Source organism: Alcaligenes sp. EGD-AK7, assembly GCF_000465875.3.
Taxonomy (GTDB): Bacteria; Pseudomonadota; Gammaproteobacteria; order Burkholderiales; family Burkholderiaceae_B; genus Alcaligenes; species Alcaligenes phenolicus.
Map to the genome: position 1 here is coordinate 459,852 of NZ_AVOG02000012.1, position 14,739 is coordinate 474,590.

The window sequence follows — 14,739 nt, forward strand, 5'->3', positions numbered from 1 at the left end:
AAATCCAGTTGCGGTTTAGTTTATAGCAATACGCTCCCGCCCTGCCCACTTCACATTCAGCACACCGGGATAATCCCGAATCAGTCGGGCACGCTGCATCAGTTCTGCACGCAGCTCAGGCGGGCAAGTCAAGGTCACGCACGCCGTATCGTGCGTATCGGAATGGTCTACCTGCACATTGGCCACGCGGATGCCCGCGGTATTCAGGTCCGAGTAAATACGACGCCGGATCTGGGCCAGATCGCCACGAGGGCAGACAACCGTCAAACGGGAGACGGACAAAGGGGCACGAGCACGCAGGGCAGAAGCCTGGATGCCGGCACGGCGCAAAAAGAGATCGAAAATACGCATACATTCCCCCTATTGCACATTAAAGTTGCAACACATCAGGATTCAGAAAGCCAAGGGCTTTCCAGAGAATGAAATGGCGGGGAATTTGAGGCAGCAGAACAGCCGCCTGAGACACCACGCCCTGAAATTTCCAGGACGCGGCAAGCTGTGAAGGAATCAGCGGGCCTGAACGCGCCTGGACATAGATAGGTCGAACATAGATCGACTAGCACTGTCGCCGGGGTCGGGATTCACCACACAGCTCCTATAAAACTAAAGAACCCGTATTGTAACGTGCGCAAGCCCTCGCCACAAGGGCAGGCCTGTGAAAAACCTTTACTTTACAAGGCACTTGATGTGTTTAATACACAGACAGATCCAGCCAGCCCATATAACGATAAAAGGCCATGATGATGTGTACCAGCCAGAACAGGCTGATATTGGCAAAGGCAACCGTCGAGACCACCGCTGTCAGGACGCTGGGCCAGCCATGCTGATTGTGTTGCTCGCTTTGGGGGTTGTAGAGCGCGTCAAATTTTTCGGGGCTACGCAGCGCCAGAATCACGGCCTCGATAATCCCGGCACTGACCGGCAAGATCAGCAAATTGGGGAATAACGAATCCAGCCCCTGCTGAAACATCAGCGTTCCCAGAATGGCCAGGCTGGTAAACATCAAAGGGACATACCAAAAACGTCTGCCCAGATAGCGGTGCTGTGCGCCCACCACACCTAATAGAAGAGACAGCCACGCAGCGGTGACTTTATGGCGAAAAGGTTTGGTCTGTTCAAATGACAAAGTCTGCTGAGACATGCAGGGCATCCAATCCGGGCTTGTGCTGCCAGCCATTGCGCACAGCTGTCATTTGCTTAAAGCCAATTTGACAGCCACCTTCCCGTACAATACCTGAATTACTTCCTTGCCGTCATGAGGTCCCCCATGAATGCCACCGACTACGACATCGCCATTTGTGGCGCCGGTCCCGTAGGCGCATCTTTGGCGCTAATGCTGGCTGCCCAGCACCCAAGCCCGTCACGCATTGCCGTTCTGGGGAAAAACTTCAATCTGGCCAGTACCGAACATGCCCAGGGCGATCCACGCACCCTGGCCCTCAATCACGGCAGCCGTCGCCTGATTCTGAATCAGCTCAAAGCCTGGCCCGAGCGCGCCGCCCTGATGCGCACCGTGCATGTTTCCCAAAAAGGACGTCTGGGCCGTTGTCTGATTCAAGCCGACGAACTGGGTGTACCTGACCTTGGCGCCGTGGTTCATTACGATGATTTGCTCTGGGCCCTGCATGCCCGGCTCCGGGACAGCGGCGTCACGCTGCTGCCCGCTCAGGAGGCCCGTACCCACTCCGCCCCCAAACAGATTCTGGTCGACCACGATGCGGGTCAAGCCACAGCCTTGATTGCCGTACAGTGTGATGGCGTCCGCCCTACCGGCGTGCGACGCGATTACGGTCAACACGCCTTGTTGACGACGGTGCGCGCCAGCCAGCCTCAAACCGGCTGGGCCTACGAGCGCTTTACCGAACACGGCCCCTTTGCGGCCCTGCCCCACCCTGATGCTCCTGACTTGTACGCGATTGTCTGGTGCAATAGCCCGGAACGCAGCCAATCCTTGGCCGAACTGCCTGTTCAAGAGTTCCAGGCCGCCATGCTGCAAGCCTTTGGAGAGCGCCTGGGACATCTGGAGCTGGTCTCCAAGCGCCACATCTTCCCGCTTGCCTTTCATGCTGGTCCCAGTCGCTTGTCCGAACGCCTGCTGGCAGTGGGCAATGCCGCCCAGACCTTGCACCCGGTTGCCGGTCAGGGTCTGAACCTGGGCTTGCGTGATGTCGCACAATTGTCACAGTGTCTGGCCGCCTGGCAAGCCGATTGCAGCCAGAACCCCGATCCCTTTTTGGCTCGTTACGCTCGTCTGCGCCGCCCGGATCGCTGGTTGACTGCCGCAATCACCGATACCTTGCCGCGTCTGTTCGCCACCAGGAATCCATTGATCCAGCATGCATGTGGTCTGGGACTGTTGGCCATGGACACCCTGCCCTTCGCCCGTCAGCCATTTGCCCGACAGCTGCTGCAAGGAATGCGCGCCTAGGCCCACCTGCGTTACAGGCCCCGATGCGGGGCCACCCCTTATTCTTCTTGTAAGTCCTTGCCCACGAACCCGTGTCGCAGGGTTAAAATCTTCCCCATGCGTATCGGCCCCTGGACCCTTCCTAACCCTATTTTCATTGCCCCCATGGCTGGAGTAACAGACAGACCTTACCGTCGTCTGTGCAAGACGCTGGGCGCCGGTTATGCCGTCTCGGAGATGGCCGCCAGCAACAAGCGCTTGTGGGACAGCGTGAAAACATCACGACGTCTGAATCACGAGGGTGAAGCGGATCCGGTAGCTGTACAGATTGCCGGTTCAGACCCTGAAATGATGGCCGAAGCCGCTGTGTTCAATATCAGCAAAGGCGCTCGCATCATTGATATCAATATGGGTTGTCCGGCCAAAAAAGTGTGTAACGTGGCCTCGGGTTCCGCCCTCTTGCGTGACGAGCCACGCATCATTGAAATCCTTGAACACGTTGTCAAGGCATGTACTCCCTACCAGGTTCCGGTTACACTCAAGACCCGCACCGGCTGGGATGCGCAATCGCGCAATGCTGTTCGTATTGCCCGCTTGGCCGAAGATATCGGCATCGCCGCTTTGACCCTGCATGGCCGCACCCGCTGCGACTTCTACCAGGGCCACGCCGAATACGACACCATACGCGAAGTCAAAAACAGCCTCTCTATTCCGGTCATCGCCAATGGGGATATCGATAGTCCCGAAAAGGCAAAATTCGTACTAGAGTACACCGGAGCGGATGCCGTCATGATCGGTCGAGCCGCGCAAGGACGACCCTGGATTTTCCGGGAAATCCTGCATTACCTCGAACATGGCGAACATCGTGCAGCCCCCACCTTCGGCGAACTGCGCGATTGCATGATCGAACACCTGCAAGACCATTACGCTTTCTATGGGCAGCACACTGGAGTACGTACTGCCCGCAAGCATATAGGCTGGTATTTGTCGGATATGCCGGACTCCCGACACTGGCTGGACCAGATTAATCGTATCGAAAACTGTGCAGATCAATTAGAAGCCATTACTCACTGGTTTCAAGAATGCGACCTGGACCAGCCCTACCTGCAATAACAGACAGCTGTGTGGCTCTTTTGTATTTAAGTACTACGTATACCTTCAGAAAAAAATGTCAACGACCAACCCACTAGAACAGTCCGTACGTGAACGCCTCGAACGCTACTTCGCCGATCTGGGCGAATCCGAGCCACGCGATCTGTTGTCGATGGTCATCTCCTGCGTGGAACGGCCTGTCCTGCAAGTTGCCCTGGAGAAATCCGCGGGCAACCAATCCAAGGCCGCAGAAATGCTGGGCATCACGCGTAGTACTTTGCGCAAGAAGCTCAGTGCCCACAATCTGCAACCCTGATTCCTAACTCTCACGTCTCACCTTCCATGAAAATCCAGACAGCTCTTCTCTCTGTCTCCGACAAAACCGGTATTGTCGAATTTGCCCAAGCACTCGCCCAACGCGGAGTGCGGCTTTTATCCACTGGTGGCACCGCAAAGCTGCTGGCCCAAGCTGGCCTGACAGTTACCGAAGTGGCCCAGCACACCGGTTCGCCAGAAATTCTGGATGGCCGTGTCAAAACACTGCATCCAAAAATTCACGGTGGCCTGCTGGCGCGTCGCGACAGCGCCGAACATTTGAAGACTCTGGAAGAGCACGGCATTGACCGTATCGATCTGCTGGTCGTCAACCTCTACCCTTTCCGTGAAACCATTGCCAAGCCGGGTTGCACCTTTGCCGATGCGGTAGAGAACATTGATATTGGTGGCCCCGCCATGTTGCGCGCTGCTGCCAAGAACCACGGTACGCCTGAAGGCGGCGCCTGTGTGGTGATTGACCCTGTCGATTACGAACGCGTACTGGCTGATATGGATGGCCCTGCTGGTCTCCCTTCTTACGGCCTGCGTCTGGAACTGGCCGCCAAGGTTTACGCCCACACCGCCGCTTACGACGGTGCTATTGCGGCTTACCTCACCAGCCTGGCTCAGGCCGAGCCTGCCCAGGACAGCGCCCCCGAAGTGAACACCTGGCCCAATGTGCTGACCATTCAGCTCAAACAGGAACAGACTCTGCGCTACGGCGAGAACCCGCATCAAAGCGCGGCTTTCTACACAGACGGCACCATTGGCGAAGGTCTGCTGGGTCGCTACAAGCAGCTACAGGGCAAGGAACTGTCCTACAACAATATTGCTGACGCCGATGCCGCGTGGGAATGTGTCCGCAGCTTTGACGCGGGCGCTTGCGTCATCGTCAAGCACGCCAATCCTTGCGGTGTAGCTCTGGGCGAAACCGCCGAGGAATCCTATCGCAAAGCGTTCCAAACTGACCCAACGTCGGCCTTTGGCGGCATTATTGCCTTCAACCGTGAAGTGGACGAAGCCGCTGCCCAGGCGATCAGCAGCCAGTTTGTAGAAGTGCTGCTGGCACCTTCCTACACGCAAGGTGCTCTGGACGTGTTTGCCGCGAAAAAGAACGTGCGCGTGCTGAGCATTCAGCCCGGTCAGGCTCACAACGCTTTCGACGTGAAACGTGTCGGCGGCGGCTGGTTGGTGCAAACGCCCGACACCTTCCGCGACAACACCGAAGCCTTCAAGGTCGTGACGCAAGTACAACCTACCGCCCAGCAAATGCAAGACATGCTGTTTGCCTGGAACGTGGCCAAGTACGTGAAATCCAACGCCATTGTGTTCTGCGGTCAGGGCATGACCCTGGGTGTGGGCGCTGGTCAGATGAGCCGTGTGGACTCTGCCCGCATCGCCTCCATCAAGGCTGAAAACGCTGGCTTGACCCTGCAGGGTTCGGCTGTTGCGTCCGACGCTTTCTTCCCCTTCCGTGATGGTCTGGATGTAGTTGCCGAAGCAGGCGCCACCTGCGTGATTCAACCCGGCGGCAGCGTGCGTGATGACGAAGTCATTGCCGCCGCCAACGAGCGTGGTATTGCCATGGTCTTGACCGGCACACGCCACTTCCGTCACTAATATGCGAATCCTGGGCATAGACCCTGGCTTGCGTCGCACTGGTTTCGGAGTGATCGACGCCCAGGGGCCCAGCTTGCGCTATGTGGCCAGCGGGACCATCGTGGTCCCGCCTGATCTGCCTCTGGCAGAGCGGCTAAAGCTGATTCTGACTCATATCACTGAAGTGATTGAGCAAAGCAAGCCCGATACCTCTGCCATCGAAAAAGTCTTTGTAAACAGCAACCCTGCCTCCACCCTTTTGCTGGGGCAGGCACGGGGCGCCGCTTTGTGTGCGCTGGCCGTAGGCGGGCTGGATGTACATGAATACACAGCGTTGCAGATCAAGAAAACCGTCACCGGCAGTGGCCATGCTGCCAAAGAACAAATCCAGCTGATGGTCCAGCGGCTCTTGCAGCTGAACGGCCTGCCCGCACCGGACTCGGCCGATGCCCTGGCCTGCGCCATCAGCCATGCTCATCACAGCAGTGTGGTGGGCGGCCTGCAAAAAGGCGGAGCCATCACCACCGGGCCGCGCCGTCGCATTCGCGCTGGCCGGATCTTGGGTTAACTCTCCAGAAGGAACGTCATGATAGGTCGCATCCGGGGTACCTTGATCGAAAAACAACCACCTACCATCTGTGTGGATGTGGGTGGGGTCGGTTATGAAATCGATGTCCCCATGAGTACGCTCTACCAAATGCCAGAGCTGGGCGCACAGGTCAATCTGTTCACCCATCTGGCTATTCGTGAAGATGCTCACGTGCTGTTTGGCTTTTCCAGCCTGAACGAGCGCAGCACTTTCAAGGCACTGATCAAAGTTACGGGCATTGGTGCCCGCACCGCCCTGTCCTTGCTCTCGGGCATGAGTGCAGAAGAACTGGCTGATGCCATTACGCGCCAGGAAACGTCCCGTCTGGTCAAGATTCCGGGCATAGGCAAGAAAACAGCCGAGCGTCTTTTACTGGAACTGCGTGGCAAGCTGGGTGCAGACCTGGGCAGCGGCGGTACAGTCAGCGCCGCTCCCAATAGCCGGGATGATGTGCTGCACGCTTTGGAAGCATTGGGCTACTCCAACAAGGAAGCCAGTGTTGCTGTCAAAGCCTTGCCAGATGATATTGATGTGTCAGAAGGGATCAAGCAAGCGCTGAAATCGCTGTCACGCGCTTGAGACGACACTGCTATGTATAAAAAATCGGGCCGTTCATATGAACGGCCCGATTTTTAAAAACTATTCCATTTATCAAGCGAGCAGACGCCCCAAGGCGGATACATCCACATTCCCGCCACTGATGAGTACGCCAACCTTGCGGCCTTGCAAATCACCCTGACGCATTACCGCCGCGGCACCCAAGCAACCTGTAGGCTCCACAACCATCTTCATGCGTTCCGCAAAGAAACGCATGGCCTGAACCAGCTCGGTATCAGGCACCGTCAAAATATCTGTGACCATGCTGCGAATCAGCTCAAACGTCATGGGCGCCAAAGCTTGGGTCAGCGCCCCATCAGCAATCGATGCAGGCGGAGCAATCTTGACGATCTCCCCACTACGCAGGGACTGCTGGGCATCATCCCCAGCCTGCGGCTCAACACCAAAGACTTCACAAGCCGGTGCCATAGCCTTGGCGGCCAGCAAACAGCCCGACAGCAAGCCACCGCCCCCTAATGGAACATAGAACTGCTGCAAGTCCGGCACTTCCTGAAGCAGCTCCAGTGCCGCCGTTCCCTGCCCCGCGATCACATCAGGATGCGCAAAGGGAGGAATCAAGGTCAGCCCTTCACGCTCGACCAGCTCTTGTGCAATTTGGGCACGATCTTGGGTCAAGCGATCGTACTCGATCACTTTGGCACCGTAGCCACGCGTTGCGGCCAATTTGGCAGCCGGAGCATCCGAATTCATGATGATGGTGGCCGGTATCCCCAAGAGCTTGGCCGACAGGGCTACAGCTTGCGCATGATTGCCCGAGGAAAAAGCGACGACCCCTGCTTTTTTCTGCTGCTCGTTCAACTGCGCCAGCGCATTGAAGCCACCGCGAAACTTGAAAGCACCAATACGCTGAAAGTTCTCGCACTTGAAGTAGACTTCGCCATTCAGGCGCTCGTTCAAGGTTGCGGAAGTCAAGACCGGTGTGCGGTGTGCCACAGGCGCCAAGCGTTCAGCGGCGGCTACAACATCAGCAAAATCAGGTAATTCCAGGGACATGGCTAAAATCTCGATTAAAAACTCCAACCCACATTATGCGCGATGCCATGCGAAGCAGCCTAGCGCTGGCCGGACAAATCCAGCCTGGCTGCTACGGATGACCGATTTGCCCGCGCACTCCATGAACACTGACATGTGCCCTGATACTCAGGCGGTGGGTGCTTGGTGTACCATACTGTATATTCAATCAGCGTAGTCATCATGGCCATACATTCCGATTCGCTCTCCAGCCTGCCTTCTGAACAGCGCATCATTACGCCCAAACCCTTGTCACCCAACGAAGAGTCCATCGAACGCGCCTTGCGACCCAAGATGCTGGAGGACTATGTCGGGCAAGCTCGGGCGCGCGAACAGCTGGAAATCTTTATTGCGGCTGCTCGCCAACGCCAGGAAGCGCTGGACCACGTCTTGCTGTTTGGCCCTCCCGGTTTGGGTAAAACCACGCTGGCCCACATCATTGCCCATGAAATGGGCGTGAACCTGCGCCAGACTTCCGGCCCCGTGCTGGAGCGCCCCGGTGATCTGGCCGCCTTGCTGACAAACCTGGAACCTAACGACGTCCTGTTTATTGACGAGATCCATCGCCTGTCTCCCGTCGTCGAAGAAATTCTGTATCCGGCACTGGAAGACTTTCAAATTGACATTCTTATTGGCGAAGGCCCGGCAGCGCGCAGCGTCAAACTGGATTTGCAGCCCTTCACCCTGGTCGGTGCCACGACTCGTGCCGGCATGTTGACTAACCCCTTGCGTGACCGTTTTGGCATTGTGTCCCGTCTGGAGTTTTATGACGTCAAAGACCTGACGCATATCGTGGCGCGCAGTGCCGGGCTACTGAATGTCAGCACGACGGATGAAGGCACCTACGAAATTGCCCGCCGCTCGCGTGGCACCCCGCGTATTGCCAACCGACTTCTGCGCCGAGTACGCGATTACGCCGAAGTCAAAACCGGCGGCATCATCCATACCGAATGCGCACAAGCCGCCCTGTCCATGCTGGAAGTGGACCCACAAGGCCTGGATTTGATGGACAGAAAATTGCTGGAGGCCATCGTGCATAAATTCGACGGTGGCCCGGTTGGGGTAGACAGCCTGGCGGCAGCCATTGGTGAAGAACGCGACACGATCGAAGATGTGATCGAACCCTATCTGATCCAGCATGGTTTTTTGCAACGCACCCCAAGAGGCCGCATTGCTACCCTGAACACCTGGCGTCACCTGGGGCTCACGCCGCCACGCAACACACAGGGTCAGGATCTGTTCGACGCAGAATAAGCGCTTAGCCCCGGCGAGCCCAGGGGCGGAACACCAACAGCAAGGTAATCGCAATCGACACGGCGGCAGCCAGCAGCAAGGCTGTCAGCCAGTGTAAATGCGTGAAGGTCAACGCCAGCGTGGTGCAAAACCCCGCCAGACTGCCTGTTCCCCACAAGGCCGAACGCAAAGTCGCGACCAAGCTGGCTGCCCCCAAGGTTTGGTGAATGGTCACGGCGACCACGGTGTAGCCAATGGGGAAAGCCATGATCAGCCCCGACAAGCTCGGCCCCAGCAAAGAGCTGCTGGTGGTCACGATAGCAACCAGAAGTCCTGCCAAAGCCCCTCTGAATATCAGCAAGCCCCAACCCGCTTTTGCTTTGCTGGTCCCTTTCATGCCGGCCAGACGACGCGACACGCGCAAATTGAACGCAGTCACAGCAATAAACAAAGCCAGCCCCAACACAGGTTGCACGGGCATGAAGGACAAGAGCAAGGCGGCCACCGCCCAACCAGCAACCGCACACAATAAGGTGCGCCAAGGCGACAAAGTGGGAGCACAAACAATGATGAGCAGCAAAAACAGCTGAGTCGCACTAAGCGAATACACGGCATAGGTTGCCGCCTGCTGCACATAATCGGCGGGGAACTGCTGGGACAGAAAATAGAAGCCGGGGCCCAACACCATGGGCAAACCCGCCAGAGCACCACCAATCAATGGGCCAAATGCGCTCACTGACCACGACACCAGAACAACAACCAAAGCGGTGGCGGCCATGCGGACTGCCAAAGCAGACCACGCCACATCAAGAAAAGCAGTTTCCACGACGGTATCTCGCGGTGAAACCAGTTGTCCAGAGCAGCCTGACTCAGCGCTAGTAAAGACGCTGGAGCCAGGCGGCTTCTGTCATCCTTAGCTCACCACACTCCAGTCCAGGGCTTGACCGGCAGCCAGAGGAATCAATGGCTCACCGGCCATCTCCACAGACTCGGGGATCGTGAACTGGCTGCGCTGCAAGGTCATTGTTCCTTCATTGACGGGCAGGCCGTAGAAAGCAGGGCCATTCAAGCTGGCAAAGGCTTCCAGGCGATCCAGACGGCCAGCCTTGTCAAAAGCCGATGCGTACAGCTCCATCGCGTGCAGTGCGGTATAACAGCCCGCACAGCCACAACTTTGTTCTTTGCGGCTACGCGAGTGTGGTGCACTGTCTGTACCCAGGAAGAAACGATTGCTGTCGCTGGTGGCAGCGTCAACCAGGGCCTGGCGATGCTTCTCGCGCTTCAAGACAGGCAAACAGTACCAGTGTGGCTGCAAACCGCCTTGGAACAAAGCATTACGGTTATAGAGCAAGTGATGGGCGGTGATGGTTGCGGCAACCGGGCCTTCCGCCTGGCTCACATAGGCAGCGCCCTCTGCCGTGGTCAGGTGCTCAAACACCACTTTCAGTTCGGGGAAGGCCTTGCGCATGGGGATCATCACACGCTCGATGAATACGGCTTCCCGGTCGAACAAGTCGATGCTGGGGTCTGTGACCTCTCCGTGCATCAGCAAAGGCATACCCGATTCCTGCATCTGGGCCAGCACCTTGGAACAGTTCTTCAACAAATCTGTCACGCCCGCGTCGGAGTTGGTGGTGGCACCGGCAGGATACAGCTTGACGCCATGCACAACTCCGCTTTCCTTGGCGCGGATAATTTCCTCTGGCTGAGTATTGTCGGTCAGGTACAAGGTCATCAAAGGCTCAAACTTGCCAGCGTACTCAGTTTTGGCCAAAGCGGCCAGGATACGCTCGCGGTAGGCCAAAGCCTGTGCCGTTGCGGTAACGGGCGGCGTCAGGTTGGGCATGACGATAGCCCGGTCAAATTGTGCCGCGGTATGGCCCAAGACCGATTCCAACACAGCGCCATCGCGCAGGTGCAAATGCCAATCATCAGGACGACGAATGACCAGGGTATCCACAGTAGGGCTCATATCTTTACTCAATATCAAACAAAGGCCCGTGCTTTGAACCGTCAATAAAGCAACAGGTGCCAAAATTGCCTTTCAGCAGGCCGAATCCATCATTATGCTACAGCTACCTGTGCTGCGCATGATTGGCACAGGAATCCCGAACCCAAATCCATAGTGCGTTGCAGCAGCCTGTAAACACTGGAAAATCTGCTTACAGACCCGCAAAGCTCTTGCTCACAAAGGGCTTGGACGTATAGGGAGTATCACGGTATGCTGACAGACAAGTCGTGCCCTAGCGCATAACCCGCCCCTTCAACTCGTTTCTCAGGAGTTCCGTTCATGGCCAGCACTGAAAAAAAGCCTGCTACCCGCAAACCCAATGCAGCCTTCATGAAACCACTCACTCCTAGCCCAACACTGGCTGCGGTGATTGGCTCTGGCGCGCTGCCGCGTACTGAAGTTACGAAGAAAATCTGGGAATACATCAAGAAACACGATCTCCAGGATCCCAAGAACCGTCGCAACATCAATGCCGACGCCAAGCTGCGCCCCTTGTTCGGCAAGGACCAGGTCTCCATGTTTGAACTGACCAAGCTGGTCAGCGCTCACCTGAAATAAGCACGGGGTGCCCAGGCACCTCTGGCAATATCGGGCCGCGCCGCTGAGCTTTCAGCCGCGGCCCTTTTTTCATTTGGCGGCATCAAGTCCGCTGCTTTCTCGTATTCATGTCGATTTCATTCTCTACCCCACCCGCTCAAATCCCACGCGCCTTGTGCTGGCTACGCCGTGATCTACGTTTGCACGATCATGCTGCCTTGCACCATGCCTTGAAAAGTGGTCTGCCTGTAGCCTGTGTGTTTGTCTTTGACAGCACCATCCTGCAATCCTTACCCGCCAATGATGTCCGACTGGCTTTTATCTACGACAGCCTGCTACAGGTTCAGGAGCAACTGCGTCAAAATGGCAGTGAACTGATCACCGTTTATGGGGACCCCGTACAGAAAATTCCAGAATTGGCGTTCAGCCTGAATGCAAGAACCGTCTATACAAACGAGGACTACGAGCCTGCGGCCATCACGCGGGATCGGGCTGTCAGCCATGCTCTATCCTCACAAGGCATGGAACTGCAGCTGTTCAAGGACCAGGTGATCTTTGCGCAGGATGAAATCCTGACCCAACAGAAACAGCCCTACACGGTTTTTACGCCCTACAAGCGCAATTGGCTGGCGCGTATCCAATCTGAAAATGTGCAAGCATACGACTGCTCGCAAGGCCAATGGGCCGCGCTGCCCGAGCAATCCTTGCCTGGTTTGGAGCAATTGGGCTTTCAAGACGAGTCTCGCGCAAAACTGCTGAACCCCGCCGGTTGGCAAGGCGCCCAAACCTTGCTGGAAGAATTCGAACCCAGAATCCACGCTTATCAGGAGCGCCGAGACTTTCCAGCCAAACGAGGGGTGTCCTATCTGGCTCCCCATCTGCGCTTTGGAACCCTCTCTATCCGCCAAGCGGTATCTTTAGCTTGGCCCAGCGACTCCGAGGGCGCAGCAACATGGCTGAGCGAATTGATCTGGCGAGAGTTCTATCAGCAGTTCCTGTGGCACCACCCTGAAACGGCCTCAGAGAGCTTCAAGCCCGCCTACAAGGATCTGCCCTTCCCTAATCGCGAAGACTGGTTCCAGGCCTGGAAAGAAGGCCGGACTGGCTACCCGATTGTGGATGCCGCCATGCGTCAACTGAACCAGTCAGGCTATATGCACAACCGGCTCCGTATGATCAGCGCTTCCTTTCTGGTGAAAGACTTGCTGATAGACTGGCGTTGGGGTGAACAATATTTCGCTCAGAAGCTGCTTGATTACGATATGGCTTCCAATGTGGGAGGCTGGCAATGGGCCGCCTCTACCGGATGCGATGCGCAGCCTTACTTTCGCATCTTTAATCCCATCACCCAATCGCGTAAATTTGATCCAGAGGGGCAATTCATACGACGCTATGTCCCTGAGCTGGCGTCTCTGGACAAGCAGGCCGTGCATGCCCCCTGGCAGGCCAAGCAGCTTCCTATCGAATTCAGGCTGGGACAGGATTACCCGGCCCCCATCGTGGATCACGACACACAACGGCATCTTGCTTTGGCGCTATTCAAGCAAGCAGGAGAGCAAGAGCAAACGGATTGAAATACCTTAAGGATATTTATGTCAGACAGCTCCCGACCACCACCTCCAGCCAGTACCCCGCTAATACTGCAAAACCTGCAAACCGCTCATCCTCAAGCACAAGTGGCTATCCTTGATTTCGGCTCCGATCACGCTGAAATAAGCATGGCTCATAAGGGTGTCCCTGTTCATACCGAGCACTTCCCGGAACTTAGTGGCGTCCAGCTCTTGGCAAGCTGTTTCGCAGACTCCAGCTCGCGCGCAGCGCAGTTGGAACATGCTATCGAGGTCGTGGAAGACGCGATCATGCCAGCCAGCCTGGATCTGCGTCAGTTCATGGTGTTTGCCGCTGGGGAGTTTGCTGAAGAGCTTGGCGTCTGGCTCACAGATGCCCAAGGCAGCGAGCAGCACACTCTTAATCGGGACATGATTGACGACCTGTTCACCCTGTATGCAGCAGCCAGCCAAGGAGCGGTCAGCCTGAAAATGATCAACGCGGGCTCTTTGGAAAATATCCATCAGCTGGTCAATAATCAAAACCTGGGTATTTATCTCTTGCTGCTGCGTGAGTGCCTGCATCATATGCATGTCGAACAGATCCACCTGCTGGCACCTTAAAGTCTTCCTCAACAGGGATAAGTGAAACCCACCGACCAAGGGCCTGAACCGGGGTGCATAGCCAAGCAGATGCTGGCCAAATCTGAGCAAGCCCAAGCAAAGCAACATCAAATAAAAAAAGGTGCTCATCTGAGCACCTTTTAAATATTTCTTTCTGGGCTACGCCAGAACACTACTGAAATGGGATCGCGTTAGTAGTCGTGGCCCAGAGCCTGACCACCTGCCAAAGCCAACCAGCCTTTAATCAGACGGTGGATGATCCATACCATGGCTACCAGAGCGGTTACCCAACCAATAAAGATGGTCGTCAGCAAAGCGCTCAACACCACCCACAACAGTCCCCACCAGAAAGTCTTGATGACCCAATCCAGATGGCTGGCATAAATAGTGCCCGATGCATCACCGCGTTTGACGTAAGCCAGAATCACAGCTGCTACAGCTGCAGCACCAAAGATACCTGCACTGATCATAGCCAAAGAAAACAAGCCATAGCAGATGTGCGTAATCTTGCGCAGCGACAAGCCTGGTTCAAGCTCGGGGCTAATGGGCTGATTCATTCGGTTCTCCTGAAACAAGCATTAACAATAACTATACCGAACTATTTTACCCATACTTTGAGCATTAACCGTATGACAGTGGCAGAGCTACCACCATCCAGGCAGAAGAAGCGGCGTGTGAAACGCCGCTTCTATGATCCAGTCACGTTCTATGCATTCTATGCAGTTACTGAAGCAATAAACGTTATGCACGCCGGTCATAGAGCAGGCACCGCGCATGCCGATTAGAGTCACTACCCCTGGCAATCGGCAGCATAAACAGAAGCAGCAGCAGAAAAAGAAGAAGAAGAGGTGGCCTGTCGCCACGTCTCAACAACAGACAGTCAGCACAGCAAGAGTAGAACGACCGACCACCCTACAGGTAAGCAGCGACGGATTGAACGCCAATCCTCTGGTGCCGGGACAGGATGCCAAGACCGACCTACTAGGCTTAGGCCAATCGGCGTCGGTAAGAATAAGGAATACACGCAGCCCGGAACGGGCCAGGAGGGGTGGCGGTGCGCCTGAACCGGGCGGTCCAGGGTCAGGCCTTCGAGCAATCCGAGACGGGCCGGTAGCCTGCGCTTTTGTCGCCGCATAAAACAAAACCCCCGCAAAGG

At 56.2% G+C, this 14,739-nt stretch carries 16 protein-coding genes; 10 read left to right on the forward strand and 6 right to left on the reverse strand.

Annotation, left to right across the window (positions count from 1 at the left end; genetic code table 11):
* Positions 1-15 precede the first annotated feature (15 nt).
* Positions 16-351, reverse strand: a complete 336-nt coding sequence (locus tag N879_RS10765; protein ID WP_003803097.1) for a hypothetical protein — start codon at positions 349-351, stop codon at positions 16-18.
* A 340-nt stretch (positions 352-691) separates the two neighbouring features.
* Positions 692-1,141: a hypothetical protein gene (locus tag N879_RS10770; protein ID WP_021446960.1), complete on the reverse strand. Its 450-nt coding sequence runs from the start codon at positions 1,139-1,141 to the stop codon at positions 692-694.
* A gap of 126 nt (positions 1,142-1,267) precedes the next feature.
* Between N879_RS10770 and N879_RS10775 the strand changes: the two genes are divergently transcribed.
* From N879_RS10775 to ruvA, 6 genes are all read left to right on the forward strand, one after another.
* Positions 1,268-2,428: an FAD-dependent monooxygenase gene (locus tag N879_RS10775; protein WP_021446961.1), complete on the forward strand. Its 1,161-nt coding sequence runs from the start codon at positions 1,268-1,270 to the stop codon at positions 2,426-2,428.
* Positions 2,429-2,524: 96 nt separating this feature from the next.
* Positions 2,525-3,520, forward strand: coding sequence for a tRNA dihydrouridine synthase DusB (gene dusB, locus N879_RS10780; protein WP_021446962.1), 996 nt, complete (start codon positions 2,525-2,527; stop codon positions 3,518-3,520).
* A gap of 55 nt (positions 3,521-3,575) precedes the next feature.
* Positions 3,576-3,815: a helix-turn-helix domain-containing protein gene (locus N879_RS10785; RefSeq protein ID WP_003803089.1), complete on the forward strand. Its 240-nt coding sequence runs from the start codon at positions 3,576-3,578 to the stop codon at positions 3,813-3,815.
* 26 nt (positions 3,816-3,841) lie between these two features.
* On the forward strand, positions 3,842-5,434 hold the full coding sequence (gene purH / locus N879_RS10790) for a bifunctional phosphoribosylaminoimidazolecarboxamide formyltransferase/IMP cyclohydrolase (protein WP_009459796.1): 1,593 nt from the start codon (positions 3,842-3,844) through the stop codon (positions 5,432-5,434).
* A 1-nt stretch (position 5,435) separates the two neighbouring features.
* Complete coding sequence (ruvC, locus tag N879_RS10795; protein ID WP_009459794.1) at positions 5,436-5,981, forward strand: crossover junction endodeoxyribonuclease RuvC; 546 nt, start codon at positions 5,436-5,438, stop codon at positions 5,979-5,981.
* 18 nt (positions 5,982-5,999) lie between these two features.
* Positions 6,000-6,581 carry a Holliday junction branch migration protein RuvA gene (gene ruvA, locus N879_RS10800; RefSeq protein WP_009459792.1) on the forward strand — a complete coding sequence of 194 codons (582 nt, stop codon included), beginning with the start codon at positions 6,000-6,002 and terminating at the stop codon, positions 6,579-6,581.
* Positions 6,582-6,653: 72 nt separating this feature from the next.
* Here the strand turns inward: ruvA and N879_RS10805 are convergent, their stop codons facing one another.
* The gene (locus N879_RS10805) at positions 6,654-7,613 is read right to left on the reverse strand and encodes a threo-3-hydroxy-L-aspartate ammonia-lyase (protein WP_009459790.1); all 960 of its coding nucleotides are present in this window, start codon (positions 7,611-7,613) and stop codon (positions 6,654-6,656) included.
* 201 nt (positions 7,614-7,814) lie between these two features.
* Between N879_RS10805 and ruvB the strand changes: the two genes are divergently transcribed.
* Entirely contained in the window at positions 7,815-8,885 is a 1,071-nt protein-coding gene (ruvB, locus tag N879_RS10810; RefSeq protein WP_003803078.1) for a Holliday junction branch migration DNA helicase RuvB, read from the forward strand.
* Between the two features lie 4 nt (positions 8,886-8,889).
* Here ruvB and N879_RS10815 read toward each other — a convergent pair whose 3' ends face one another.
* Entirely contained in the window at positions 8,890-9,690 is an 801-nt protein-coding gene (locus tag N879_RS10815; RefSeq protein WP_031232715.1) for a hypothetical protein, read from the reverse strand.
* Between the two features lie 87 nt (positions 9,691-9,777).
* The gene (gene pyrC / locus N879_RS10820; RefSeq protein ID WP_021446964.1) at positions 9,778-10,836 is read right to left on the reverse strand and encodes a dihydroorotase; all 1,059 of its coding nucleotides are present in this window, start codon (positions 10,834-10,836) and stop codon (positions 9,778-9,780) included.
* A 318-nt stretch (positions 10,837-11,154) separates the two neighbouring features.
* Here pyrC and N879_RS10825 point away from each other — a divergent pair, with 318 nt between their 5' ends.
* From N879_RS10825 to N879_RS10835, 3 genes are all read left to right on the forward strand, one after another.
* Positions 11,155-11,433, forward strand: coding sequence for an SWIB/MDM2 domain-containing protein (locus N879_RS10825; RefSeq protein WP_009459783.1), 279 nt, complete (start codon positions 11,155-11,157; stop codon positions 11,431-11,433).
* 107 nt (positions 11,434-11,540) lie between these two features.
* Positions 11,541-12,986: a cryptochrome/photolyase family protein gene (locus tag N879_RS10830; RefSeq protein ID WP_021446965.1), complete on the forward strand. Its 1,446-nt coding sequence runs from the start codon at positions 11,541-11,543 to the stop codon at positions 12,984-12,986.
* 18 nt (positions 12,987-13,004) lie between these two features.
* On the forward strand, positions 13,005-13,583 hold the full coding sequence (locus tag N879_RS10835) for a hypothetical protein (protein ID WP_009459781.1): 579 nt from the start codon (positions 13,005-13,007) through the stop codon (positions 13,581-13,583).
* Between the two features lie 191 nt (positions 13,584-13,774).
* Here N879_RS10835 and N879_RS10840 read toward each other — a convergent pair whose 3' ends face one another.
* Complete coding sequence (locus N879_RS10840) at positions 13,775-14,140, reverse strand: DUF4870 family protein (protein WP_009459779.1); 366 nt, start codon at positions 14,138-14,140, stop codon at positions 13,775-13,777.
* Positions 14,141-14,739 lie beyond the last annotated feature (599 nt).